Raw genomic sequence first — 22,978 nt, forward strand, 5'->3', positions numbered from 1 at the left:
GACGCTCCGTACGTCTCCGGTGCGGCACTGTGACGACAGCACTCAGATGGTCACAGCGGAGTTCGGCGGATGTCAATATGAGACGCACCTGGTCCGCTGACTGGCCCCAGCCGTGTCGTCGGGACAGGGCGAGGGCCCGCCGGGAGCAAAAGCTCCCGACGGGCCCTCGTTGCGTTCGTCGGGTCGGTTCAGTTCGTCGCCGGGGTCACGTACACCGTGGCGTACGAGTTGTCCTGGGCGGCCCGCTTGATGATGATCGAGACGCCGTACGCGACGCCCGCGTCACCGGGGTTGCCGGTGCCGAGGACGGTGAATCCGAGGTCGGTGCCGTACAGCGCCGTCGCCGGGCTGCCATCCGGGTTGGTCACCCGGGTGGTGTACGGCGCGTTGTCGCGCGACGGGACGACGACGGAGGCGTCGCTGTCCCGAGCGTAGAGTGCCCCGCCGCGGACCTCGATGCCCGGGTACCAGCCCTTGGCGTCGCTGAAGCCGGACACCGCCGCCTGCGCGGGGAACTGGGTGCAGTACTCGCTGTATGGCTCGTCCGCCGCCTCCAGGCACTCCTTGAACGGGTACGTCGGGTTCAGGGAGAAGGCCGCGTTCGAGGACTGCGGGCGGCTGGGCAGGTTGTCCAGCACCGACGGGTCCTTGACGGCCGCCTCACCCTGCCGGCGCAGCGGCTCGTTGTGCGAGTCGACGATCAGCAGGCCGCCCTTGGCGCCGTAGCTCGGCAGGGAGGTCAGCTGTGCGGTGACGTGGTTGACGTCGCCGAGCACGGTGTCCCGGTACCAGACCAGCATGCCCGGGGCGTTGTACGAGACCTTGTCGACCTTCCACGCCTCGCGCGAGTAGACCGTGTCGTAGGCGTACTGCAGGCCGGCGTCGTAGCCGTCGAAGTTGCGCCACTCGGCCAGGTAGTACTGCGCCTTGACCTGGGTGCCGGCATCGAAGTGCCAGCCCGCCCCAGTGGTGTCGGTGAAGGTGCCACCGGTGAGGGTCCAGCCGTTGGCGCCGTTCTCGGCGTCGTCGCTCCAGGTGGTGGCCCCGCCGCCGGTGACCGAGAAGTCGTCGGCGAACCAGCCGCGCTCCACGAACGCCGCGTCCGTGCAGTAGCGCAGCCGCACCTGCACCGTCTTTCCGGCGTACGCCGACAGGTCGACGTAGTCGTGCCGCCAGCCGTGGGTGTCACCGGTCAGGCCGTACTTCTTGTTGCCGTAGTCGGCCATCCGCCCGTTGGGGTCGCCGTAGCCGTCGTTGGTCGTGACCAGCTTGCCGGCGGCGTCGTAGACCTTCTGCTCGGTCCAGGTGGCGCCACCGTCGGTGGAGACCTCGACGAAGCCCATGTCCCAGTCGGCCTCGATGACGTAGTTGTTCCACATCCAGAACTTCGCGTCGGCGGCGTTCGGGACGGTCACCGTACGGCTCAGCTTGACGTCGGCCCAGTCCTGGTCGGCGCCGCTGTACCACATGTTGGCGCCGCCGTGCGGCTCGGCCAGGGTGATCACCTTGTTCGGCAGGTTGATCTTGATGCCGTCCTTGGTGCCCACCGGGGTGCGCGAGGTCTGCCCGAGCTGCACCGCGCGTGGGTCGTCACCCGGGTTGACGTTCAGCGGGTCGGCCCAGCCGAGCACCCACTTGTCCCAGATGCCCATGTGGGTGGGCAGCGCCTGGAAGATCTCCCCGGAGTGCGATCCCGAGGCCATCAGGTCCCAGAAGTCGACGTCCGAGTCGCTGTTGTTGCCCGAGGTGTCGTAGAGGTCCGGCAGGCCGAGGTCGTGCCCGAACTCGTGGGCGAACACGCCGAGGCCGGCATCCTCCGGCTGCACGATGTAGTTCGACACCCTCAGGTTGGTGCCGGGAACGGTGTAGCCACCGGCCACCGCCGAGGAGTGCGCCCAGACCGCGTAGACGCCCTGGTCGCCGCCGCCGCTGGACTTGCCCTTGCCGGCGTGCACCAGCACCAGGTGGTCGATGACGCCGTCCGGCTCGTTGTAGTTGCCGTCCCCGTCCCGGTCGCCCTGGTCCTCGATGTCGTAGTCGGCCCAGGGGAAGTTCGGGTCCATCTTGGCCAGGGCGTCGATCGCGTCCGTGGCGAGCCGGCCGGCGCCCAGCGGGTTGTCCGGGTGGCCGTTCATCGACTGCTGCCGTCCGGCGACCCAGTTGCCGTTCGCGTCCCGCGTGCAGCGGGAGGCGGCGTACCAGGCCTCCGAGTGCGGCACCTTGATCCACGGGCTGGCCTGCCCGTCGACCGTGTACGCGCCCTTGGACATCTCTAGGTACATGTTGTGCATGGTCCGGCCGGCCAGGCTGATGCCCGGCTTGCCGTCCGGGCCGGTCAGATCCTTGCGGACCCGCTCGGTGATGCCCTCCTTGGTGTAGAGCATCTTGTCGTAGTGCGCCGGCGAGAAGTCCGGCACCCACATCGAGTTGTTGTCCTTGTGGGGCAGGGTGGCCGGGTCGGCGATGTTGTTGTGCGTCGGGCCGTTCTGGACGGTGCCGGGGACGCAGGTCCGGTCGTCGAAGACCGTCTTGGGGACCATGACGTTGGTGAAGTCGTCGTTGGCCTGGTCGTTGAACTCCACCAGCAGGGTCAGCAGCTTGGCCGTCTGGGTGCTCTTGGCCTGCTTGATCTGGCGCGGGCTCTTGCCCGTCTTGATCGCCTTGGCCTCAAGCTTGGCCAGCTCCCGCGCGGTCACCGGGTTGCCCCCGGCGAACTTCCGGTCGTAGGCCTTGGCCTCGTTCGCGGGCGAGGTGTAGATGCCGTCCTTGCCCTTGACCTCCTTGCCGCCGGTGTCCGGCTGCACCTCGGGCTCGGCGTAGTTGATGTAGAACTCGTCCGCCCCGATCGTGGCCGGAGCCGGACCGGCCGTCTGGGCGGCCGCGCTGCCCGTCACGGTCAGTGACGCGGCGGCGAGGGCGATGGCGGGCAGCGCGACGAGTATGCGCCGGCGTGACCCGGATTGCGGAGAGGTACTCATTCCGCTCCATTCGTGGGGCATGGGACAAGAAATCGGCCGGTGCCCGGCAGTGATGCCCGTCGAACCGGTCCGATGTGGCTGAACCTAAAGGAGAAAGCACCCCCACCGACAGAGGTCAAGTTGCCGCTCTACCCGTTCAGCCCGCCGTGCCTCCACCGAACCGCCGACCCGTACGCACGGAAAATGATGATGGGTGACGGTCCGTGCGGACCGTCACCCATCTCGGGGTACGCCAGTCGTCAGTCCTCGTCGGACTTGCCGCCACCCATGCCGGAGGCGATCAGCTCCATCACCGAGGAGTCCTGCAGCGTGGTCACGTCGCCGAGCGAGCGGTGCTCCGCGACGTCGCGCAGCAGCCGGCGCATGATCTTGCCGGAGCGGGTCTTCGGCAGCTCGGGCACCAGCATGATCTGCCGCGGCTTGGCGATCGGGCCGAGCGTCTTCGCGACGTGGTTGCGCAGCTCGGCGATGAGCTGCTCGCCGGCCGCGCCGGAGGTCTCCGCGGTGCCCCGCGGGATGGCGAACGCGACGATCGCCTGGCCGGTGGTCGGGTCGGTCGCGCCGACCACCGCCGCCTCGGCCACCGACGGGTGGCTGACCAGCGCCGACTCCACCTCGGTGGTGGAGATGTTGTGTCCGGACACCAGCATCACGTCGTCGACCCGGCCGAGCAGCCAGATGTGCCCGTCGTCGTCCTTCTTCGCCCCGTCACCGGCGAAGTAGACCCACTCGTCGCCGGCGTTGGCGCCGGCCCCGAACCGCGACCAGTAGGTCTCGATGAACCGGTTGTCGTCGCCCCAGATGGTGCGCAGCATCGACGGCCACGGCTCGGTGAGCACCAGGTAGCCACCGCCGCCGTTCGGCACCGACTGGCCCTGGTCGTCCACCACGTCGGCGACGATGCCGGGCAGCGCGGTCATCGCCGAGCCCGGCTTGGCCTCGGTGACGCCCGGCAGCGGCGAGATCATGATCGAGCCGGTCTCGGTCTGCCACCAGGTGTCGACGACCGGCAGTTGACCCCGGCCGACGTGCTGGCGGTACCAGATCCACGCCTCCGGGTTGATCGGCTCGCCGACGCTGCCGAGCAGCCGCAGCGAGGACAGGTCGTAGCCGGCCGGGATGTCCTCGCCCCACTTCATCATGGTGCGGATCAGGGTCGGTGCGGTGTAGAGGATGGTGACCTTGTACTTGTCGACGATCTCCCAGAACCGGCCCTTGTGCGGGGTGTCCGGGGTGCCCTCGTACATCACCTGGGTGGCGCCGTTGGAGAGCGGGCCGTAGACGATGTAGGAGTGGCCGGTCACCCAGCCGATGTCGGCGGTGCACCAGTAGACGTCGGTCTCCGGCTTGAGGTCGAACACCGCGTGCGTGGTGTACGACGTCTGGGTCAGGTAGCCGCCGGTGGTGTGCAGGATGCCCTTCGGCCGGGCGGTGGTGCCGCTGGTGTAGAGGATGAAGAGCGGGTGCTCGGCGTCGAACGGCTGCGCGACGTGCTCCGGCGAGGCGGTCTCCACCGTCTCGTGCCACCAGTGGTCCTTCTCCGACCAGGCGACGTCCTCGCCGGTGCGGCGGACCACCAGCACGTGCTGCACCGACGGGCACTTCGCCACCGCCTCGTCGACGGTCGGCTTCAGCGCCGACGGCTTGCCCCGCCGGTAGCCGCCGTCGGCGGTGATCACGACCTTGGCGCTGGCGTCCTGGATCCGGTTGGTCAGCGCGTCCGCGGAGAAGCCACCGAAGACCACGCTGTGCGTGGCGCCGATCCGGGCGCAGGCCAGCATGGCGGCCGCTGCCTCCGGGATCATCGGCAGGTAGATCGCCACCCGGTCGCCGGCGGTGACGCCCAGGTCGGTCAGCGTGTTGGCCGCCTGGCAGGTCAGCTGGTGCAGGTCGGCGTAGGTGAGGGTGCGGGTGTCACCCGGCTCGCCCTTCCAGTGGATCGCCACCTTGTCGCCCCGGCCGGCCGCCAGGTGCCGGTCCAGGCAGTTGTACGCCACGTTGAGCTGGCCGCCCACGAACCACTTCGCGAACGGCGCGTTCGACCAGTCGAGCACCTGGTCCCACTGCTTCGCCCAGGTCAACCGGCCGGCCTGGCGCTCCCAGAACCCGAGCCGGTCGCCCTCGGCCTCGGCGTACGCGTCGGCCTTGACGTTGGCGTTCGCGGCGAGTTCGGCCGGCGGCGGGAACTGCCGCGTCTCGTTCAGCAAGTTGGCCAGTGCCTCGCTCATGCGGTGCTCCTTCGTCGCGTGACCTGCGTCTCGTACGCCGCTGAGGTTAGTCGCGCGCTGGCCGCCCCGCGACAGCCTGGCCCGGCCCCGCGCGCCCAGCGGCCCTCGACGCGCGCCCGGTGGCGCGCTCGGTCCTGCCCGTCTCGTGCGGCGCGGGCCCGGTGTGGCGGGGCGGGCCTGGGCCGGCGGGGCTCGGCATGGCCGGCGCCAGATGCGGCATGTCGGCGTGTCAGGGGTAGCTGAGGGCGCGGGTCACCGCAACGGGTGTCGATTGGCCGGATCGCCATCCGGGCGGGCGATGCCCGACCAGGGTGGCGGGGTGGATAGCGTGGCGGGATGACCACCGATCCGCTCGCCCCGCTGCTCGCGCTCGCTGACATCGCGCCCGCCGTCGAGCAGGCCCGCGACCGGGTCGACCAGGCGCACCGGCACCGCGCGCTGCGCCGCCACGGTGGTCAGGTCGCCGCCGAGGTCAGCCTCCGCTCCGCCGTGGCCAGCGCCGCGCTGGAGGGCCGGGTGCAGGACCGTGAGGAGGTACGCGCCGGCACGGTCACCGACCCGGTGCTGCAGGGGGCGCTGCGGGTGGCCGGGGCCCTGCCCGGGCTGAGCGAACTCTGGCCGAAGGCTCCCCGGCAGGCCCTCGCGAGGTTGCACGTCCTCGCCGCCCGGGACGTCGTGGCCGAGTCCGAGCTGGGTCGGCCGGTGTCCGACCCGGTGGTCGCGGCACGCCTCGACGGGCTGGCCGGGCTGGTCGCCGGCGGCACCCGGGTACCGCCGCTGGTGCTGGCCGCCGTGGTCCACGGCGAACTGCTGAACCTGCGCCCGTTCGCCGGCCCGTCCGGGGTGGTGGCCCGGGCCGCCGCCCGGCTGGTGCTCATCTCCACCGGTTTCGACCCGCGTGGGCTGGTCGCCGTCGATGTCGGCCACCGGGAGCGGGAACCCGAGTACGTCGGCGCGGCCGGCGCCTTCGCCACCGGCACCGCGGACGGGCTGCGCTCCTGGCTCCGGCACTACATGGCCGCCGTCGAGGTCGGCGCGGACCAGATCGCCCTCATCGGCGACGAAATCCTCGCCGCCTCCTGACCGGCCCCGCGCGCGCTGTGCTCCGCGTGTGCACTCCGCGCAGGCCAGAATCCGCGCATCTTCACCGAAAGTGGTGCTATCTGACGCCGGGAGGCCGCACTTTCCCCGAAAGTGCGCGGTCGAACCGGTGGGCGCGGGGTGGGGAGGGGAGGTCAGGTGGTGGGGGTGGTGGCGCGGGTGCGGCGGTGCCGGCCGTACCAGGCAATGCCGATGGCCACCCCGACGCCGACGCCGAGGGCCGCCGCGGCGACCGGCACGGCGGGGCGCTCGCGCAGCCGCCGCCCCAGCGGGACCGGGTGCCGGAACTCCAGCACCGGCCACGAGTTCTCCACCGCCAGCTTGCGGAGGGCCCGGTCCGGATTCACCGCGGTCGGGTGCCCCACGCACTCCAACAGCGGCCGGTCGCTGTACGAGTCGGAGTAGGCGTACGAGTCCGCCAGGTCGTAGTCGCGCTCGACGGCCAACTCGCCGACCGCGTCGACCTTGCTGGGGCCGGCCGCGTAGAACTCGACCTCACCGCTGTAGCGGCCGTTCTCGACCGCCATCCGGGTGGCGATCACGTCGGTGACGCCGAGCAGCTCGCCGATCGGCCGGACCATCTCCTCGCCGGAGGCGGAGACCAGCACCACGTCCCGCCCGGCGGCCTGGTGCTCCTCGATGAGGGCGGCGGCCTCGGCGTACACGTAGGGGTTGATCAGCTCGTGCAGCGTCTCTGCGACGATCTGGCGGACCTGTTCCACCTGCCAGCCCTTGCAGAGCGTGGCGAGATAGTCCCGGGTCCGGGCCATGGTCTGCTCGTCGGTGCCGCCCAGCCGGAACATCAGCTGCGCGTACGCCGACTTGACCACGTCACGGCGGGTGATCAGCCCGTCCCGGTAGAACGGCCGACCGAACGCCAGTGCGCTCGACTTGGCGATGACGGTCTTGTCGAGATCGAAGAAAGCGGCGCTTCGGCCCACGGCGCGAAAGTCTAGCCCGAGGGGTGACGGCCAGCGCGGCCCCGGGGTCGCCGGCGAGAGCCCGGCCCGCGGAGCGCTGCCATGAGTGACGGCCGTCACACTCTGCGAATGCGAATTAGCGGTGTGTGGAGCCGACACCACTCGACGTATACCGGTCCGCTGCGGCATGCTTGTGCTCGCGACGAGAGTTCACGTCTCATCGTCTGGAAAGCCCTCGGCGGTTGCACCCCCCGTGACCGCTGAGCGGGTTCGGCTCGACCCCCCCGGAGCCGAACCTCACGACGACCCCCGTCTCCCCCCGACGGGGGTCGTCCCATTCTGGGAGCGCTGCTCCACCACAGGTCACAGGCCCCCCTCGCCGTCGTCCGGGTGACCGACTGCCGGCTTGACCGTCGGGCCGGCGGAGTCGGGCGGAACCCGTCCTGCCGCGGGTGCAGCCAGGTGCCGGCCGGGCGAACTGGGTGACCACCGGGACCATCTGTCAGACCCTCGCTTACCGCCGCGCGTTCGGCGGCCGGGTTGCGCTGCTCGCGGCGCCCATAGCAGATCGACTCGCCCGGCGTGGGCCAACCACAGCTGCCCTCGCCGTCCACTGGGGACGCTGGTGCGCATCATGGCCCGTCCCGCCCCGGCAGGCTTCCGACCGGCCCGTCCGGACCGTGGCTCACCCGCGCCGCCACCGCGACGTCCCGAGCGGGCCTGCTGCCCCAGAGTCGCGGCTGGGCTGGGCGGTACGGGAGCACCCGGGCCGCCCAGCCCGACGTCGCCCGACAGCCGGCGAGGCGGCGTCAGCGGGACTGCAGGGCGTCCAGGCCGACCGCCATGGCGATGACGAGCCGCCGGTCGATCTGCGGGTGCTGGATGTCGACGACGTACCGGTCGCGCAGGCCCCACTTCTTGTCGACCGAGAACACCGGCTGGCCGCCGGCGACGAAGTCGAAGTGGTACGGCAGCCAGGAGAGCGAGTCGACGAACCGGCGCAGCAGCGCCACCGGCATGCTGCGCTCCTGCCCGGTGATCGGCGGCAGGCCGGGCTGCTCGACGTGCCAGGTGGACCGCAGCAGCGACTGGGCGAAGTCCTTGCGGAACAGGCCGATCGGGGTGCCGGCGTGGTCCGTCACGTCGTACGTGGCGCCGAGGTCGAGCCGCTGGCGGGCCTTGAAGCCGAGCAGGGGGTGCTGCTTGGAGTCGTCGGTGTAGATGGTCACCTGCTCCTTGAACGCGAGCCGCTTCTGCTGCGCGAAAGCGAGCAGCTCGCCCTCCGAGCCGTCCGGCGCCACGGCGTGGACCTCGTACTGGTTGACCATCATCCGGATCCGCTGCCGGACGATGAACTGGTGCTGGGTCTGCAAGCGGTCGAGCTGCACGTGATCTCCTTCAATAAGCAACGCCGGAGTCTCGCACAGCTCGGCCCTCGGCGTCCGCCCTCGGCGTCTCCACCCCTGGCGCCCGACCGGCTGCGGTCGGCCCCCACGAGGAGGCCCGGGCCGGCGGTTACCGCTGACCAGCCGCCGACCGCTCGTCCTGCCGAGGAAGGCCGACCCCGACGCCGCCCCGGCTCCCGCCGGCCGCCGCCTCCGGCACCGCCTCGGCACACGACTCGGCCGCTACGGCAGGTGAGGCACCGGCCGCCACCTCATCAGAGGATCCAGCGGCCGCCGCCAGGTTGACGAGCACCACGTCGAGAACCTTGACGGCGTCCGGCTTGGAGAGCGGGTTGTTGCCGTTGCCGCACTTCGGGGACTGGACGCAGGACGGGCACCCCGCCTCGCAGCCACATTCGGCGATCGCGTCCCGGGTGGCGCGCAGCCAGGCCGTCGCCGTCCCGTACGCCCGCTCGGCGAAGCCCGCGCCGCCCGGGTGGCCGTCGTAGACGAAGACGGTGGGGGCCTCGGTGTCCGGGTGGACGGCGGTGGACAGGCCGCCGATGTCCCAGCGGTCGCAGGTAGCCATGAGCGGCAGCAGGCCGATCGCGGCGTGCTCGGCGGCGTGCAGCGCGCCCGGGACGTCGGCGGCCTCGATCCCCGCCGCCGCCAGCGACTCGGGGGACAGGGTGAACCAGACGGCGACGGTGCGTAGTTCCCGGGCCGGCAGGTCCAGCGGTCGGGTGTCGATCACCTCGCCGGTGGCGATCCGCCGTCGCTGGTACGACACCACCTGGCTGGTCACGTCGACCTCGCCGAGGAAGAGCCCGACCGGCCCGGCGTCCACGTACGACCGGACCGACACCACGGACAGCGAGGTGACGTCCCGGGCGTGGGTGGACCAGTCCGGCTCCTCGGCGTGCACGAGCGCGCACCCGTCCGCCAGGTCGAGCGCGTCGACCACGTACGAGACGCCCTGGTGCAGGTAGACCGCCCCGGAATGGAGGAGGAAGTGTGCGGAGCCGCCGTCGACCGTGCCGAGCAGCCGCCCGGTGGACTCCTCCACCACGCAGACCGGTGCCCCGTCCTCGCCGCGCAGGTCCACCTCGGGCCGCTCCCGGTGCCGCCAGTACCAGCCGGTCGGCCGCTGTCGCAGCGCCCCAGCGGCCACCAGGTCCTCGACCGCCGCCTTCGCGCCCTCCCCGAAGAGTTCCAGGTCGGCCGGGGTGAGCGGGGCTTCGAAGGCGGCGCAGGCGAGCTGCGGGGCGAGCACGTACGGGTTGGCCGGGTCGAGCACGGTCGCCTCGACGGGCCGCCCGAACAGCGCCTCGGGGTGGTGCACCAGATAGGTGTCGAGCGGGTCGTCCCGGGCCACCAGCACCGCGAGTGCCTCGCCGCCGGAGCGTCCGGCCCGGCCGGCCTGCTGCCAGAGTGACGCCCGGGTGCCCGGCCAGCCGCAGATCAGCACCGCGTCCAGGCCGACCAGGTCGACGCCGAGTTCGAGGGCGTTGGTGGAGGCGAGCCCGAGCAGGTCGCCGTGCAGCAGGGCGCGTTCCAGCTCGCGCCGTTCCTCGCGCAGGTAACCGGCCCGGTAGGCGGCCACCCGGTCGCCGAGCCCGGGCACCGCCTCGTCCAGTGCACGTCGGGCGTTGGCGGCGACCACCTCGGCACCGCGCCGGGACCGGACGAAGGCGAGGGTGCGGACCCCCTCGACGATGCTGTCGGCGAGCAGGTCGGCGGTCTCCCGCAGCGCGGAGCGGCGGACCGGGGCGAGGTCGGCGACATCGGAGGACGAATCCGAGGGGAGCAGCGGCGGCTCCCACAGCGCGAAGGTCACCCCGCCGCGTGGCGAGGTGTCCTCGGTGACGGCCGCGACCGGCAGCCCGGTGAGCCGCCCGGCCGTCGTCGCCGGGTCGCCCGACGTCGCCGAGGCCAGAACGAACACGGGAGTGTTACCGAAGCGGGCGCACTGTCGGCGTAGCCGGCGCAGCACGTGCGCCACGTGCGAGCCGAACACGCCCCGGTAGGTGTGGCACTCGTCGACCACCACGTACGCGAGCCGGCGCAGGAACCCGGACCAGTTCGCGTGCCCGGGCAGGATGCCGTGGTGCAGCATGTCCGGATTGGTCAGCACGAACCGGGAGTGCCGCCGGATCCACTCCCGTTCGGCGCGCGGGGTGTCCCCGTCGTAGCAGGCGGGGCGTACCCCCTCCAGCTCGAGGCCGGCGACGGCACGCAACTGGTCGGCGGCGAGTGCCTTGGTCGGAGCCAGGTAGAGCACGGTGGCACGGGGGTCGGCGAGCAGCGTGCCCAGCGCCGGAAGCTGGTACGCCAGCGACTTGCCGGACGCCGTGCCGGTGGCCACCACCACGTGCGTCCCGGCGTACGCCAGCTCGGCGGCCTCGGCCTGATGCCGCCACGGGGCGGTGACGCCGCGCCGGGCGAACGCCGCCCGCAACTCCTGGGGGGCCCACGTCGGCCACGGCGCCGGCTCCCCGGCCCGGGCCGGCACCCGCTCGACGTGGGTGACCGGGTCGGCGGAGTGCCGGGTGCGCAGCCGGTGCAGCAGCTCGGCGGGCGGTCGCCCGGGGCCGCTGCTCGCGGGCACGGTGGCTGCCGACGGCTTCTGGTCGTGGCGCGGCGGTAGACGCGCCGAGCCGAAGCTGTCGTAGGTCACGGCCTGCACCTTCCGAACACGATCGGGAAATGAAACGCGGGTGGCCTGGGTAAGGGGGGTTGAGCCTCGGCCGGTGACCCACCGGGGCGTTCGGGCGGGGATGGTTAGATGCCGTGGAGAGCTTACCGAGGAGGGACCGATGGAGCTGTCGCTGGCGACCCGCGCCGTGGGGGAGCACACGGTGCTCGAGGTCGGCGGTGAGGTGGACGTCTACACGGCGCCTCGCCTGCGGGAACGGCTCCTCGAACTGATCGACGGCGGGGCCCGCCGGGTCGTGGTGGACCTGGGCCGGGTGGACTTCCTCGACTCGACCGGGCTCGGCGTGCTGGTCGGCGCCCTGAAGCGGCTCCGCTCGGCGGGCGGCTCCTTCGCCCTGGTCTGCGACAAGGAGCCGCTGCTCAAGATTTTCCGGATCACCGCGCTGGACCAGGTCTTCCCGCTGCATCCCACGGTCGACGCGGCGATCAGCGCCGATCCGACCGGCGCCGGCGCATGATGGCGACCGTCAAGCTCTCCTTCTCGCCCGCCCCGGTGCACGTGCGCACCGCCCGCCTGGTCGGCGTCGCGGTGGCCCGCCGGGCCGGCGTACGGGAGGACCTGCTCGACGAGGTGCGCCTGGCGATCGGCGAGGCGTGCACCCGGGCGGTGGCCCTGCACCGGCAGTACGGGCTGGCCGATCCGGTGCTGGTGGAGATGTCCGACAACGGGGCGTACTCGGTCCGGGTGGTGGATCGGGCTCCGATCGAGGCGGGCATCGGTCTCGCCGCGCTGCCCCCGGACGAGCTGGCCAAGGAGTCGCTCAGCGAGGACGCGCTGACCACTGGTGTCGGTTTCGCCCTGCTCGCCGGCTTCGTGGAGGACCTGCAGGTACGCCCGGTCGAGGAGGGCGTCGGCACCGAGGTCCGGATGGTCTGGCCGGTCGGCCGCTCCTGACGCTCCCACCCCCGCAGGCCGCGTTCCCGCCCAGGGAACGCGGCCTCGTCGTGCTGGCCGCCCCATATATCAGATTTCTTCGCATAGCACAGCGACGAAGATCATCGCGAAAGGGTGCCCCCTCGGTGTGAGCCGCAACACGTCGGAGGGCTACAGTACCCGGGTTGTCAGCAAGTGATCCGTCCCGCAGCCAGCGGGAATGGGTGTTCATCGCTGGTCCGCCCGGGGTGGGTTGGCGCGCGCTTGCGAGTCCGCATCCAGGCGTCGGTCCGCGCGTCTCCACGGATCGGCGCGAGTTGTTCGGTACAGGAGGACATAGATGTCCGGGACCTTGGCCGCCGACGGCGGCGCACTGTCCCTTACCGGAGCCAACGTGACGTACGTCGTCATCGCCGCGGTCATCGCGCTGGTGGCGCTCGTCTTCGCGGCCGCCCTGACCAGGGCGGTGCTGGCAGCCGGTACGGGAACCACCAACATGCAGGAGATCTCCGGGGCGGTCCAGGAGGGCGCGTCCGCGTACCTGCTGCGGCAGTTCCGCACCTTGGCGATCTTCGTGGTGATCGCCGTCGTGCTGCTGTTCCTGCTGCCGGTGCACGACACCGACGGCAACCAGACCCTGGTGAAGATCGGCCGGTCGGCGTTCTTCGTGGTGGGCGCCCTGTTCAGCGCGTTCATCGGCGGCGCCGGCATGTGGCTGGCCACCCGGGCCAACCTGCGGGTCGCCGCGGCCGCGCGGGAGCGCGAAGGCGGGCGCGAGAGCGCCATGAAGATCGCCTTCCGCACCGGCGGCGTGGTCGGCTTCCTCACCGTCGGCCTCGGCCTGTTCGGTGCGGCGCTGGTCGTCCTGCTCTACAAGGGCGACGCCCCGACCGTGCTGGAGGGCTTCGGCTTCGGTGCCGCGCTGCTCGCCATGTTCATGCGGGTCGGCGGCGGCATCTTCACCAAGGCCGCCGACGTCGGCGCCGACCTGGTCGGCAAGGTCGAGCAGGGCATCCCCGAGGACGACCCGCGCAACGCCGCGACCATCGCCGACAACGTGGGCGACAACGTGGGCGACTGCGCCGGCATGGCCGCCGACCTGTTCGAGTCGTACGCGGTCACCCTGGTCGCCGCGCTGATCCTGGGCCGGGCCGCGTTCGGCAACGAGGGTCTGGTCCTGCCGCTGATCATCTCGACGATCGGCGTGCTGGTCGCGATCGTCGGCGTCTTCATCACCCGGCTGCGCGCCTCCGACCGCAACGGCCTGACTGCGATCAACCGGGCCTTCTACCTGTCCGCCCTGGTCTCCGCGGTGCTGGTGGCGATTGCCACGGTCGGCTACCTGAAGCCGACCTGGGCGGAACTGCTCGGCGACAACTGGCGCGCGACGCTCAACGTCACCGACGGCGAGCCGCCGTTCGGCCCCCGCGGGCTGGCCATCGGCGCGGTGGTGATCGGCATCGTGCTGGCCGCCGCGATCCAGGCGCTCACCGGCTACTTCACCGAGACCAACCGGCGCCCGGTGCAGGACATCGGCAAGAGCTCGCAGACCGGCGCGGCCACCGTCATCCTCGCCGGCATCAGCATCGGCCTGGAGTCGGCGGTCTACTCGGCGCTGCTGATCGGTGCCGGCGTGTTCGGCGCGTTCCTCCTCGGCGGCAGCTCCATCACGCTGTCCCTGTTCGCCGTCGCGCTGGCCGGCACCGGCCTGCTCACCACCGTCGGCGTGATCGTCGCCATGGACACCTTCGGCCCGATCTCCGACAACGCCCAGGGCGTGGCCGAGATGTCCGGCGACATCGACGAGCACGGCGCGCGGACGCTGACCGAGCTGGACGCGGTCGGCAACACCACCAAGGCGATCACCAAGGGCATCGCCATCGCCACCGCGGTCCTGGCCGCGACCGCGCTGTTCGGCTCATACACCGACACGCTGAAGACCGCGTTCGGCGACGCGAAGGTGGAGAATGTCGAGAACGCCATCACCAACCTGCTGAACGTGGCCAACCCGCGCAACCTGGTCGGCCTGATCGTCGGCGCGGCGGTGGTCTTCCTCTTCTCCGGCCTGGCCATCAACGCGGTCTCCCGCTCGGCCGGCGCCGTGGTGATGGAGGTACGCCGGCAGTTCCGCGAGCTGCCCGGGATCATGGACCGCACCCAGCGCCCCGAGTACGGCAAGGTCGTTGACATCTGCACCCGGGACGCGCAGCGCGAGCTGATGACCCCCGGCCTGCTGGCGATCATGGCGCCGATCGCGGTCGGCTTCGGCCTCGGTCCCGGCGCGCTGGCGTCGTATCTGGCCGGTGCCATCGGGGCGGGCACCCTCATGGCGGTCTTCCTGGCCAACTCCGGCGGCGCCTGGGACAACGGCAAGAAGCTGGTGGAGGACGGCGCCTACGGCGGCAAGGGCTCCGAGTCGCACGCCGCCACCGTCATCGGCGACACCGTCGGCGACCCGTTCAAGGACACCGCCGGTCCGGCGATCAACCCGCTGATCAAGGTGATGAACCTGGTCTCGCTGCTGATCGCGCCGGCCGTGGTGGCCTGGAGCGTGGGCGAGGACAAGAACACCGGCCTGCGGATCACGATCGCCGTGGTGGCCGCGCTGGTCATCGTGGCGGCCGTGGTGTTCAGCAAGCGCAAGGGCGTCGCCATGGACGACTCCGACCGCGACGGCGACGCCGCGGGCAGCCCGGAGGAGCGGGCGGAGCCGGTCCGCGCCTGAGCGGGTACGAACTGGTGCCGGTTCCCGGTCGGCCTCGCGCCGGCCGGGAACCGGCCCGTTCCGAGGTCCCGGGCCGGAAACCTGACCGGTGGCACTTCCACCGGGAGGCCGTACGCTGCTTCGCATGCGTACCCGCGGGGCGGCAACCGCCGGAAAGCTCACGGTGGTCCTGGCCACGCTCAGCCTCGTCGTCGCCGGGTGCGGCGGTCCCAGCCCCCGGGCCTGGGCCGCGTCGGTCTGCCAGGCGCTCACCCCGTGGCGCGCAGAGATCAACAAGCTGACCAGCAGCACCCAGCAGCAGATGACCGCGCAGACCACCCCGGCGCAGGCCAAGGAGAACCTGGTCCGCCTCTTCGCCGGGGCCGAGCAGGCCAGCGAGACCGCGCGACACAAGGTCGAGCAGGCCGGCGTGCCGGAGACCGACCATGGCGAGGAGATCTCCGCCGGGTTCCGCGCCTCGCTGAGCAAGATGCGGGACGCGTACGGCCGGGCCCGGGGCACCATCGACGGGCTGGACACCGCGCAGGCCGGGCCGTTCTACGACGGCGTGCGGGCCGCGGTGGACACGCTCAACAAGGAGTACGACGCGAGCGCGCTGGACACCAGCAAGCTCAACTCGTCCGAGCTCAAAGAGGCCTTCGACGAGGTCCCGGAGTGTCGCTGACGCACCCTTCCCCCGACCCGGTCCGCCAGCCCTCGCTGTTCTCCACCGAGGCGGCGGACCCGGCCCTGGCGGACCTGGCCGGTCTGCTCGCCGGACCGGGAGAGGTGGTGCGGATGGGCGGCACCGCCCGGGTCTCGGTGGTGGTGGACGCCGCCTGGCGGGTGCACGCGCTGGTGGCCGAGCTGGCGGCGCGGGGCGTGCCGGCGAGCTGGGAGCCGACCGAGGACGGGCGGCACCTGGTGCGCACCGCGTACGCGACCACGCTGGCCCCGCTCGCGACGGCCTGGCTGCGCGGCACCGCGAAGCAGGTCCCGGCCGGCTTCCACCTCAACGGGCGCCGGCTGCGGCTCTGGCTCGCCGCCGCCGGGGCGGTCGACCCGGCCGGCTGCCAGCTCGGCCTCGGCCCGGCCGACGAGGAGTGCTGGCCCACGGTGCGCGCCGGGCTGGCCGCGGTGGGGCTGCCGGCGGCGTTCGTGGAGCCGGCCGACGGCGGACCCGCGTACCGGATCGCCGGCCGGCGGCGGATGGCCCGGCTGGCCGAGCTGGTGGGTGATCGTCCACCGGCGGCGCCGGCGGCCGGATGGCCGGGCGCCGGCGGCTGAACCGGTGGCGCGCAACCCCGCCGGCTGTCCGATCCCGGACACCTCCGCGCGGTCGTTCGCACAGGAAAACGGAGGGTGCCTCCTCCGCCGTGGGTGCGTGATCGTCACAGTGACCCACTCGGCGCCCTACCCACGGTGTACGGTGGCGCCGTTCGGCGGGTGCCGCCGCGCGAACCGGCCGGTGGGTCGCCCGAACTGAGTGTTTGCGGCCCACGAAACCCGGACCGCGGACGGCGCGTTACGTTGGACATCCGGACCACCGGTCGTCCGGGCGGTGCAATGCGGCCCGAAACGGGCATAGAGCAGGAGTGAGGTCGGAGAGAGACGTGCCGAGCAACGCTGGAACCACCCGTCTGGTCATCGTCGAGTCACCGGCGAAGGCCAAGACGATCTCGGGCTACCTCGGCCCGGGGTACGTCGTGGAGGCCAGCTTCGGCCACGTCCGGGACCTGCCCCGCAACGCCGCCGACGTGCCGGCCAAGTACAAGGGCGAGCCGTGGGCGCGGCTCGGCGTGGACGTCGACAACGGCTTCCACGCGCTCTACGTGGTCTCGCCGGACCGCAAGCAGCAGATCAGCAAGCTGACCAAGCTGGCCAAGGAGGTCGACGAGATCTTCCTGGCGACGGACGAGGACCGCGAGGGCGAGGCGATCGCCTGGCACCTGGTGGAGACGCTCAAGCCCAAGGTGCCGGTCAAGCGGATGGTCTTCCACGAGATCACCAAGCCGGCCATCCAGGCCGCGGTGGCCAACCCGCGGGAGATCGACCGCGACCTGGTCGACGCGCAGGAGGCCCGGCGCATCCTGGACCGGCTGTACGGCTACGAGGTCTCCCCGGTGCTGTGGAAGAAGGTCATGCCGAAGCTCTCGGCGGGCCGGGTGCAGTCCGTGGCGACCCGGATCGTGGTCGAGCGGGAGCGGCAGCGGATGGCCTTCCGCACCGCGGAATACTGGGACATCCTGGCCACCCTCGCGGTGGCGAACGCCGGCGAGGGGCCACGCGCGTTCAACGCCACCCTGATCGCGCTGAACGGCGACCGGATCGCCACCGGCAAGGACTTCGAGCCGACCACCGGCCAGGTCCGGGCCGGCGCGGGCGTGGTGCACCTCGACGAGGGTGGGGCCAGGGGGCTGGCGGCCCGCCTGGAGGGGCGGCCGTTCACCGTCACCCGGGTCGAGGAGAAGCCCTACCGGCGCCGCCCGTACGCGCCGTTCATCACCTCCACGCTGCAGCAGGAGGCGGCCCGCAAGCTGCGATTCTCGTCCCAGCAGACGATGCGCACCGCGCAGCGGCTGTACGAGAACGGCTACATCACCTATATGCGTACCGACTCGGTGAACCTGTCGGAGACCGCCGTCGCGGCGGCCCGCCGGCAGATCGTCGAGCTGTACGGCGAGCGCAGCGTGCCGCCGGAGCCGCGCCGCTACACCGGCAAGGTGAAGAACGCGCAGGAGGCGCACGAGGCGATCCGTCCGGCGGGGGACAACTTCCGCACCCCGGGCGAGGTGGCCAAGGAGCTGTCCGCCGAGGAGTTCAAGCTCTACGAGCTGATCTGGCGGCGCACCATCGCCTCGCAGATGACCGACGCGGTCGGCTCCAGCGTCTCGGTGCGGATCCGCGCGGTCTCCGCCGCGCAGGAGGAGGCCGACTTCGGGGCGACCGGCAAGACCATCACCGACCCCGGTTTCCTGCGCGCCTACGTGGAGTCGAGCGACGACGAGAACGCCGAGGCCGAGGACGCCGAGCGGCGGCTGCCCACCCTGGTCAAGGACCAGCCGCTGACCGCCGAGGCGTTGGCCGCGCAGGGTCACCACACCCAGCCGCCCGCCCGCTACACCGAGGCGTCGCTGGTCAAGGCGCTGGAGGAGCTGGGCATCGGCCGCCCGTCGACGTACGCGTCGATCATGCAGACCATCCAGGACCGCGGGTACGTCGTCAAGCGCGGCCAAGCGATGATCCCGTCGTTCCTGGCGTTCGCGGTGATCGGGCTGATGGAGCGGCACTACCCGCGCCTGATCGACTACGACTTCACCGCCAGCATGGAGAACGAGCTGGACGAGATCGCCGGCGGCGACCACGCCGCGGTCGACTTTCTCACCGCGTTCTACTTCGGCAGCGCCAACGGCGCCGGCGACCGGGACATCGCCCACGCCGGTGGCCTCAAGAAGCTGGTGACGGAGAACCTCAGCGAGATCGACGCACGTAGCGTCAACTCGATCCCGCTCTTCACCGACGAGGAGGGGCGCGAGGTCGTCGTCCGGGTCGGCCGGTACGGGCCGTACCTCCAGCGGGCCCTGCCGGGCGAGCAGCCCGCACCCACCGGTGAGGGCGAGGAGGGCGGCGCCCAGGGCGACCGAGCGCCGATCCCTGAGGGGCTGGCGCCGGACGAGCTGACCCCGGAGAAGGTGCACGAGCTGTTCCTCGGCGGCGCGGGCGAGCGAAAGCTCGGCGACGACCCGGCCACCGGCGAGCCGATCGTGCTGAAGTCCGGCCGGTTCGGCCCGTACGTGGCCAGCGGCGAGCGGAAGTCCTCGCTGCTGCGGTCGCAGTCGCCGGAGACGCTCACCTTCGACGAGGCGCTGAAGCTGCTCAGCCTGCCCCGGCTCGTGGGGGTGGCCCCGGACGGGGTCGAGGTGTTCGCCAACAACGGCCGCTACGGCCCGTACGTCAAGCGTGGTGACGAGTTCCGCTCGTTGGACTCGGAAGACAAGATGTTCACCGTCACGCTGGACGAGGCGCTCGCGCTGCTGGCCGCCCCGAAGACCCGCCAGCGCCGGGCCGCCGCGCCGCCGCTGCGGGAGATGGGCGCCGACCCGCTCACCGAGAAGCCGCTGGTGATCAAGGATGGGCGGTTCGGGCCGTACGTCACCGACGGGGAGACCAACGCGTCGCTGCGGCGCGGGCAGACCCCGGAGGCGCTGACCCTGGAGGAAGCCTCCGAGATGCTCGCCGAGAAGCGGGCGAAGGGTCCGGCGCCGAAGAAGGCGGCGGCGAAGAAGGCGGCCCCGGCCAAGAAGACGGCGGCGAAGAAGACCGCCGCCGCCAAGTCCACCGCCGCGAAGAAGACGACGACCGCCAAGGCCACCACGGCCAAGAAGGCCCCGGCAAAGAAGGCCGCCCCCCGGAAGGCGTCCACCTCCACGGAGTGACCTGTCTCCGCCGGCTACGGACCTGATGTCGGGAACGACTCACCCGGCTGGTGATCCGCCGATGTCATCAGGTCGGTAGCGGATTCAGTCGCCGAGGACCTGGTTCAGGTAGGGGTTGGCGAAGCGGCGGTCGGGGTCGAGGCGGTCGCGGACGGCCAGGAAGTCGGCGAACCGCGGGTACGCGGGCGCGAGCGACGCCGCGTCCCGGTAGTGCAGCTTGCCCCAGTGCGGCCGTCCGCCCAGTTCCGCGGCCACCTCCTCGAACGCCCGGAAGTAGGGCTCGAAGGGCATGCCCACGTACTGGTGGATGGCGAGGTACGCCGAGTCCCGCCCGTACCCGTGGGAGAGCCAGATGTCGTCGGCGGCGGTGAACCGCACCTCGACCGGGAAGAGCACCTTGAACGGCAGGTTGTCCACGATGCGCCGAAGGGCGTCCAGCGCGGCCGGCAGGACGGCGCGGGGCAGGCCGTACTCCATCTCCACGAAGCGGACCCGGCGCGGCGTGCAGAAGACCCGGTCGGAGCGACCGGTGTAGGTGCGTTCGGTGAGCGCCCGGGCGGAGACGGCGCTGATCCCGGGGGCCAGCGCCGGCACGGCGCGGCCCAGCCGGCAGGCCCCGGCGAAGACGGTGTTGGCCAGGAACTCGTCGTCCAGCCAGCCCCGCCAGCGGGGCAGCGGCTGGTCGTCGGCGGGCACCCGGTCGTTGGTCTTGACCTGCACCCGCGCGGTGTACGGGAACCAGTAGAACTCGACGTGGTCGTGCTGTTCGACGAGCCCGGGCAGGTCGGCCAGCACCGCGGACAGTGCCGCCGGCCGCTCGTGCGCGCGGAGCGTGAAGGCGTCGACGCAGCGCAGGGTGACCTCGACCAGCACGCCGACCGCGCCGAGCCCGACCCGGGCGGCGGCGAAGACGTCGCGGTGCTCGTCGGCGGAGCAGCGCAGCACCTCCCCGGTGCCGGTGACCAGGGCCAGACCGGTGACGAAGGTGGACAGGCAGCCGAGTTTCGCGCCGGTGCCGTGGGTGCCGGTGGCGAGCGCCCCGGCCACGGTCTGCGCGTCGATGTCGCCGAGATTGGGCAGCGCCAGTCCGTGGGTGCCGAGTAGGTCGTTGAGCGTGTGCAGAGCCATCCCGGCCGGTACGGTGACCAGTCGGCGGGTGGTGTCGACGGTGACGCCGGTGTCCAGTTCGGTCAGTTCGAGCCGGTGCCCGTCGGTGAGGGCCGTCCCGGTGAACGAGTGCCCGCTGCCCACCGTCCGGATCGTCCGGCCGGCGTCGGCGGCGGCGTGGATCGCCGCGGCGACCTCGTCGACGGTCCGGGGACGCGCCACCAGGGTGGCGGTGCTGCGCTGGTTGCCGGCCCAGTTGGACCAGGCTGCTGGTGGCGTACCGACCATGGACGCTCCTCGAGATGAATATGAACTGACTTCATATCAGGAACGTTGTGCCGGGTAAATACCGCAAACGCGACACGCTCGTTGTACCGGTAGTCACAGTCTCGTGACTTGTAGATATGTTCTTCCGTCGAAGGGGGGTGGCGCCGAGTGTCCACACCAGCCGCCACGACCGGGCCGCTGCGCCGGGTGCCGGTGCAGGGTCGAAGTGTCGCGCGGGTCCAGCGGATGCTGGACGCCTGTGCCGAGCTTGTCGACGAGGTGGGGTACGAGGGGTTGACCACGACTCTCCTCGCCGAGCGCGCCGAGGTGGCGATCGGGTCGGTCTACCAGTTCTTTCCGGACAAGCGGGCGATCGTGCAGGCGTTGACCCTGCGCACGATGGAGTCCTATCTCCAGCGGCTCGACGAGCGGTTCGCCTCCGACGACCTGACCCACTGGTGGGACGGCGTCGACGCGGCGATCGACGAGTACATCACGATGCACCGCACCATCCCGGGGTTCCGTACCCTGCACTTCGGCGACGTGGTCGACCTGCACCTGCTCGATGAGCAGCGGGACAACAACGGGGTGATCGCCGATCAGCTCGCCCGCGTGCTCGCCGAGCGTTTCGGTCTTGCCGACGTGCCCGACCTTGGGTTCCATCTGGAGATCGCGGTCGAGGGCGCGGACTCCTTGATCAAGCTGGCGTTCCGGCGCAAGCCCGAGGGCGACGAGCGGGTGCTTTCCGAGGCGAAGGCGCTGATCCGGGAGTACCTGCACCGGCAGGTCGACGCCCGGACCGAGGCCGCCCAGCAGAGCTGAGCGGACGCCGCCGGCCCTGGCTGGCGGCACAACGGGAAAGATGCCCGGGGTGCGACCGGGCGGCACAACGAGAACCCGCCCGGGGTGCGACCGGGCGGCAGGACGGGAAAGACGCCCGGGGTGCGTCCGGGCGGCACGACGTACGGCGGGCGCCCGAGGTGCGCCGGGGCCCGCCGTCACCCGGCCGAGGAGCCCAGGTCCTGCTTCACGAGGCCACGTCCCGTGACTAGAGGAACGCCCGGCCTTCGCCCCGGTAGGTGGGCACGGTGGTGACCACGCTGTCGCCGTCGACGAGATGCAGTTCGTTGACGTGCTCGCACAGCTCGCCGGCCTTGGCATGGCGGAACCAGACCCGGTCCCCGACCCGCAGGGCCGTCGCGGCCGCGCCCGCCACCGGAGTCTGCACCTCACCCGCGCCTTCGGCGCCGAGCAGCCGCAGCCCGGCCGGCAACCACGGCCGTGGGAGCCGGCTCTCGCCGGCTTGGCCGGAGGCGATCCAGCCGCCACCGAGCACGGTGGCCAGCCCGGGCGCCGGCCGGCGGACCACCGCGCAGGCGAAGAAGGCCGCCGGGGTGGGGCGCCAGGCCCGGTAGGCGTCGAAGAGTGTCGGCCCGTACAGGCCGGATCCCGCGGTGACCTCGGTGACCGCGGGGTCGGCGCTGGTGGCGGCCACGCTGCCGGTGCCGCCGCCGTTGACGAACTCGAGGTCGGCGTGCTCGCGTACCGCGGCGACCGCCGCCGCCCGGCGGGCCAGCAGTTCCCGGTACGAGCCGCGCTGGGCGACCCGGATCGCGGTACCCAGCACCGCCTGCCCGGGCGGGGCGTCGCCGAGGCCGGCGATCTGCGCCTCGTACGACATCAGGCCGACCAGCCGGAAGCCGGGCCGGCCGGCGACGGCGCGGGCGAGCGCGCCGGCTGCCCGGGCGCTGTGCACCGGGGACCGCCGGACGCCGACGTGCACCCGCCCGCCGAGCGGTCGCCAGGAGGCGTCCAGGTCGAGGCAGACCCGCACCGGTGGCCGGCGGCCGGGCGGGCACACCTCGTCGACCAGGTCGAGCTGACCGGCGTCGTCGACCATCAGCGTCACCGCGTCGGCGAGCGCCGGGTCGGCGGCCAACTCGGCGAGCGCGCCCCGGTCGGCGGTCGGGTACGCCACCAGCACGTCGTCGCTGACCCCGGCGCGGGCCAGCCAGAGCGCCTCGGGCAGGGTGAACGCCATCACGCCGCGCCAGCCGGGGCGCCCCAGCACCCGGCTGAGCAGTTCCCGGGCGCGGACCGACTTGCTGGCCACCCGGACCGGCTTGCCGGCGGCCCGGCGGGCGAGCGCGTCTGCGTTCGCGTCGAAGGCGGCGAGGTCGACGACCGCGTACGGCGGGTCGAGGTGGGCGGTCGCCCGGTCGAGGCGATCGCGAAGTCTGTCACTGTCGGTGGCCACGGCTGC

15 protein-coding genes are annotated in these 22,978 nt (G+C 72.0%); 8 read left to right on the forward strand and 7 right to left on the reverse strand.

Annotation, left to right across the window (positions count from 1 at the left end):
* Positions 1-188 precede the first annotated feature (188 nt).
* Positions 189-2,978 carry an immune inhibitor A domain-containing protein gene (locus tag A6A27_RS34915; RefSeq protein ID WP_073838926.1) on the reverse strand — a complete coding sequence of 930 codons (2,790 nt, stop codon included), beginning with the start codon at positions 2,976-2,978 and terminating at the stop codon, positions 189-191.
* A 239-nt stretch (positions 2,979-3,217) separates the two neighbouring features.
* Positions 3,218-5,206, reverse strand: a complete 1,989-nt coding sequence (acs, locus tag A6A27_RS34920) for an acetate--CoA ligase (protein ID WP_073838927.1) — start codon at positions 5,204-5,206, stop codon at positions 3,218-3,220.
* A 336-nt stretch (positions 5,207-5,542) separates the two neighbouring features.
* Between acs and A6A27_RS34925 the strand changes: the two genes are divergently transcribed.
* Positions 5,543-6,289 (forward strand): oxidoreductase, encoded by a 747-nt coding sequence (locus tag A6A27_RS34925; protein ID WP_073838928.1) that lies wholly within the window; start codon positions 5,543-5,545, stop codon positions 6,287-6,289.
* Between the two features lie 152 nt (positions 6,290-6,441).
* On the opposite strand, the gene A6A27_RS34930 is transcribed toward A6A27_RS34925, so the two are convergent.
* The 3 genes from A6A27_RS34930 to A6A27_RS34940 form a co-directional block, all read right to left on the reverse strand.
* Positions 6,442-7,248, reverse strand: coding sequence for an HAD family hydrolase (locus A6A27_RS34930; protein WP_073838929.1), 807 nt, complete (start codon positions 7,246-7,248; stop codon positions 6,442-6,444).
* 788 nt (positions 7,249-8,036) lie between these two features.
* Positions 8,037-8,615, reverse strand: a complete 579-nt coding sequence (locus A6A27_RS34935) for a hypothetical protein (RefSeq protein ID WP_143194324.1) — start codon at positions 8,613-8,615, stop codon at positions 8,037-8,039.
* A gap of 127 nt (positions 8,616-8,742) precedes the next feature.
* A complete protein-coding gene (locus tag A6A27_RS34940; protein WP_443190027.1) occupies positions 8,743-11,298 on the reverse strand; it encodes a DEAD/DEAH box helicase in 2,556 nt (851 codons plus the stop codon).
* Positions 11,299-11,428: 130 nt separating this feature from the next.
* Here A6A27_RS34940 and A6A27_RS34945 point away from each other — a divergent pair, with 130 nt between their 5' ends.
* From A6A27_RS34945 to topA, 6 genes are all read left to right on the forward strand, one after another.
* Positions 11,429-11,785, forward strand: coding sequence for an STAS domain-containing protein (locus tag A6A27_RS34945; RefSeq protein WP_046565834.1), 357 nt, complete (start codon positions 11,429-11,431; stop codon positions 11,783-11,785).
* A complete protein-coding gene (locus A6A27_RS34950) occupies positions 11,782-12,222 on the forward strand; it encodes an ATP-binding protein (protein ID WP_198940586.1) in 441 nt (146 codons plus the stop codon). Before A6A27_RS34945 ends, A6A27_RS34950 begins: the two co-directional genes overlap by 4 nt.
* Before the next feature lie 319 nt (positions 12,223-12,541).
* The gene (locus tag A6A27_RS34955) at positions 12,542-14,926 is read left to right on the forward strand and encodes a sodium-translocating pyrophosphatase (RefSeq protein WP_073838931.1); all 2,385 of its coding nucleotides are present in this window, start codon (positions 12,542-12,544) and stop codon (positions 14,924-14,926) included.
* Between the two features lie 124 nt (positions 14,927-15,050).
* Entirely contained in the window at positions 15,051-15,590 is a 540-nt protein-coding gene (locus A6A27_RS34960) for a hypothetical protein (RefSeq protein ID WP_073838932.1), read from the forward strand.
* Positions 15,581-16,192 (forward strand): hypothetical protein, encoded by a 612-nt coding sequence (locus A6A27_RS34965; protein ID WP_073838933.1) that lies wholly within the window; start codon positions 15,581-15,583, stop codon positions 16,190-16,192. Before A6A27_RS34960 ends, A6A27_RS34965 begins: the two co-directional genes overlap by 10 nt.
* Before the next feature lie 326 nt (positions 16,193-16,518).
* Positions 16,519-19,341 carry a type I DNA topoisomerase gene (gene topA, locus A6A27_RS34970; RefSeq protein WP_073838934.1) on the forward strand — a complete coding sequence of 941 codons (2,823 nt, stop codon included), beginning with the start codon at positions 16,519-16,521 and terminating at the stop codon, positions 19,339-19,341.
* An 84-nt stretch (positions 19,342-19,425) separates the two neighbouring features.
* Here topA and A6A27_RS34975 read toward each other — a convergent pair whose 3' ends face one another.
* Positions 19,426-20,736: a D-arabinono-1,4-lactone oxidase gene (locus tag A6A27_RS34975; protein WP_073838935.1), complete on the reverse strand. Its 1,311-nt coding sequence runs from the start codon at positions 20,734-20,736 to the stop codon at positions 19,426-19,428.
* A gap of 225 nt (positions 20,737-20,961) precedes the next feature.
* Between A6A27_RS34975 and A6A27_RS34980 the strand changes: the two genes are divergently transcribed.
* On the forward strand, positions 20,962-21,537 hold the full coding sequence (locus tag A6A27_RS34980) for a TetR family transcriptional regulator (RefSeq protein ID WP_073838936.1): 576 nt from the start codon (positions 20,962-20,964) through the stop codon (positions 21,535-21,537).
* A 226-nt stretch (positions 21,538-21,763) separates the two neighbouring features.
* On the opposite strand, the gene A6A27_RS34985 is transcribed toward A6A27_RS34980, so the two are convergent.
* Positions 21,764-22,972, reverse strand: coding sequence for an amino acid deaminase/aldolase (locus tag A6A27_RS34985; RefSeq protein ID WP_073838937.1), 1,209 nt, complete (start codon positions 22,970-22,972; stop codon positions 21,764-21,766).
* Positions 22,973-22,978: the final 6 nt, after the last annotated feature.

The organism is Micromonospora sp. CB01531 (genome assembly GCF_001905095.1).
Taxonomy (GTDB): Bacteria; Actinomycetota; Actinomycetes; order Mycobacteriales; family Micromonosporaceae; genus Micromonospora.